The sequence below is a fragment of the Gelidibacter sp. genome (genome assembly GCF_035577925.1).
Taxonomy (GTDB): Bacteria; Bacteroidota; Bacteroidia; order Flavobacteriales; family Flavobacteriaceae; genus Gelidibacter.
This window is the reverse complement of sequence record NZ_DATJCY010000067.1, coordinates 1-3,386: the sequence shown is the minus strand read 5'-3', so window position 1 is coordinate 3,386 and position 3,386 is coordinate 1. Positions and strand designations below refer to the sequence as shown.

At 36.2% G+C, this 3,386-nt stretch carries 3 protein-coding genes, 1 pseudogene and 1 riboswitch; of the genes and pseudogenes, 2 read left to right on the top strand and 2 right to left on the bottom strand.

Features of this window, described 5'->3' with window-relative positions:
- Nucleotides 1-1,848, top strand: a 1,848-nt coding sequence (locus tag VNJ50_RS02090; protein ID WP_325578588.1) for a cytochrome c/FTR1 family iron permease, incomplete at its 5' end; no start/stop codon positions are given.
- A gap of 112 nt (nucleotides 1,849-1,960) precedes the next feature.
- Nucleotides 1,961-2,005: riboswitch (PreQ1 riboswitch) on the top strand.
- Nucleotide 2,006: 1 nt separating this feature from the next.
- Complete coding sequence (locus tag VNJ50_RS02085; protein ID WP_325578586.1) at nucleotides 2,007-2,645, top strand: 7-cyano-7-deazaguanine/7-aminomethyl-7-deazaguanine transporter; 639 nt, start codon at nucleotides 2,007-2,009, stop codon at nucleotides 2,643-2,645.
- A gap of 27 nt (nucleotides 2,646-2,672) precedes the next feature.
- On the opposite strand, the gene VNJ50_RS02080 is transcribed toward VNJ50_RS02085, so the two are convergent.
- Nucleotides 2,673-3,113, bottom strand: coding sequence for a PH domain-containing protein (locus tag VNJ50_RS02080; protein WP_325578584.1), 441 nt, complete (start codon nucleotides 3,111-3,113; stop codon nucleotides 2,673-2,675).
- 142 nt (nucleotides 3,114-3,255) lie between these two features.
- A pseudogene (locus VNJ50_RS02075) lies at nucleotides 3,256-3,386 on the bottom strand (pyridoxal phosphate-dependent aminotransferase family protein); the annotation flags it as partial.

Below are 3,386 nucleotides of genomic sequence, written 5' to 3'. Positions count from 1 at the left end.
GTCCATCTACTGGATTATATTGCGAGAGATTATCCTGAAGGTGTCCAAAATGGAGAAATTGTAAATGCTGATGAATATGAGGAAATGTTGGAGTTTTCATGGCAAGCCTACGATTTAACCAAAGAAGGAGCGTTTCTGCCCAAAGAAAATAAAACCTTACTCGACACTTTAGAACAATTAAAACGTTCAATCAAAGAAAAAAAACCGGATACTGAAGTTGCCGATCTCGCCAGACACATACGAAATACCCTTATTGAAATAACCGGCATTGAAACTGCACCTGCCATTTGGCCAAATGTTTATCAAGGCCAGCAACTTTTCGCCATTCATTGTGCGTCGTGCCATGGCAGCAAAGGTTATGGTGATGGCGAACTGTCAGAAGGTCAAGATCCTGCGCCCAGCAATTTTCATGATTCCGACTTAATGCGCCAAGTATCCCCTTTTCAAGCTTATAATACGATAAAATTAGGGGTAACCGGCACCACTATGCGCGCCTTTTCAGAATTGACCGAAGTACAACTTTGGGATTTGGCTTTTTATATCAAAGGACTACGATTTGATGATAATGAAACCGATGGCGAAGCTCTAAAAGCCTTTTTTGAAGCCGCATATTCTAATATCAACTTAAAAGCTGTGGCCACCTATTCTGATGATGAACTACTGACCAGTCTTTCCGAAAACTCAGATCACGCAGACGAGCAATTAAAAGCCTTACGATTATTGGCCCCAACTGGAAATGAAGCCGATAACAGCTTGGCAATCGCCAAAGAGCAACTAAATGCAGCTTTAAAAAGCTATAGTGAAGGTAATAAATCATTGGCGCGCAACCATGCTTTGACCGCTTATTTGGAGGGTATTGAACCGGTAGAAACCCGTTTAAATGCCAACGACCCAGCATTTACCCAAAAAATTGAACAGCAAATGCTCAAAGTCAGACAAGTGATCGAGAAAGATAAAGGTGTTGAAATTCTTCAAGAAGAAACTGAAAAAGCGTTAGTATTAATTGATCAAGCCAACGAACTACTCCAAAGCCATAAATTGAGCTATTGGATGACTTTTATAATGGCAGCTTCCATTATGCTGCGCGAAGGTCTTGAAGCCTTTTTGATACTGGCTGTGGTGTTGGCATTAATCCGAACATCGGGCGTTAAAAAAGCATTACCGTGGCTTCATGGCGGATGGATTACAGCGGTTCTTTTTGGAATAGCGGGTTGGTTTTTGTCAGATTATATTATTCAATTTGGTGGAAAAAACAGAGAGATAATGGAAGGTCTAATTGCATTATTCGCTGTTTTTGTATTAATATATGTTGGATTTTGGTTACATAACCATTCACATACAAAAAAATGGAAAGCATTTATCGAGAACAAAGTTGGACGTTATCTTCATAAAGATAAAATGTTTGGTCTTGCCGCATTTTCGTTTATGGTTGTGTTTCGTGAGGTTTTTGAAGTCATTCTGTTTTTACAGGCCATCAACTTAGATACAAATCCAGAAAACAAATCGGCCATAGGTTTAGGCACTTTGATGGCAGTAATCTGCATAGGATTGATGGTTTATTTGTTTCAAAAATATTCCAAAAGAATCCCAGTGCAGCAGCTGTTCCGTTATTCGTCATGGATTATTTTGTTGTTGGCCATTATTCTTATGGGCAAAGGTTTTCACTCACTCCAAGAAAGTGGTTGGGTTTCGGTAACTGGAATCCCTTCCCTATTCCGAATTGATTGGTTGGGTTTTTATCCAACACTAGAAACCATTTTATCGCAAATTGGTTTATTGATAGTTATTCTGATCATTTACAAAATCAGTAATAAGCGGATCAAACAAAATGAATTAAAAAATTCTTGATAGAAATTTTATTTAATTTCAAGATTTTAAACCTCCTGAAATTTGATAGCTATCCATAATTATATGAACAAAAAAGGAAGTAACTTGCGCCTCCTCCTTTTTGTTTAAAACGAGGCACGTGGTTCGAAATTCTCCCACGTTAAAAAACTAAGAAACACATGATCTCCTCCACAAAAATTCAGAGGATTGCACTTTTACTCGCGGCGTTTCATATATTAATTGTCGCCTCAAGTAATTATTTGGTGCAATTCCCAATTACCGTATTTGGTGTTAAGGCCACATGGGGCGCCTTTACGTTTCCATTTATCTTTTTGGCTACCGATTTGACCGTACGTCTTTTTGGTGCAAAATTAGGCCGACGAATTATTTTTTACGCCATGCTTCCTGCTTTGGTGATTTCGTATGTGATAACGGTTGGTTTTAGACATGGCATCTGGTTGGGATACGAATCTTTCTTTCATTTTGATCTTTTTGTGGCACGAATTGCAGTCGCTAGTTTTTCAGCTTATGTGGTAGGGCAAATTTTGGACATTTATGTGTTTAATAAACTAAGACAACATAAACAATGGTGGCATGCCCCATTCGCTTCCGCAATTTTTGGGAATTTATTGGACACATTTGTCTTTTTTTTCATTGCTTTTTACAAAACTTCAGACACCTATCTTGCAGAAAATCTTGTTGAAATTGCCACGGTCGATTATTTTTTTAAAATGATAATAAATGCAATATTTTTCCTTCCGCTTTATAAAGTTATTTTAGATCAAATTGTAAAAAAAATGGTCGCAAATAAAAGCTAAATCCAAATTAAATAGATGACAATAGATCTATTTGTATTGTAATAGGTTGTTTTTGATATTTGGATTTATATTTAAAAGGTGATTGGCAAAACTAAATTTGTCTTTTGGTGAAATTATTATAGTGCCAAATTTCCCATATTTGATTTCAATACGGTCAAATGACGGTGCGGGCGAAGCTGCTAAACTATGAGTTGCAGATATCTCAGTTATATGCTTTATTTCGATGGGTTTGTAAGAAATAAAACCACATTTTATTTTGAGTTGACTACCATCAATTATATAAAATGTTTGTAAGAAAAGATGTGAAACTAAAGCAAAGAGAATCAAAAGAAACCCGATTAATCCAACGATTCCACTATTGAATTTACTTTGAACTCCGTCATTGAATAATTCATAACTTAAAGGTGCAAAGAAAATCAGAAAAATAAAAATCAATAATCCGTAGGAAACTTTTGATGGGTATTTCATGGTCATCATTATATAAATTAAGAAGTAAACTTAAAAAATTAACTTATACCATATTTAGAAACAATTCATTCAAAATAGAAAACGGCTGCAAAATTTATTTACAGCCGTTTTCTTATAGTTATCTTTGATATCTTTTGGGGTATTACTCTCCCATGGCTGCCGCAACGGATGCCGACAATCTTTTATAGGTTCCGTTTTCTAAACGTGTTCTAATTGCATCAAACGCATCTAAGGTTTCATGGATATCTTGCAGATCATGCGTAGCTGTTGGAA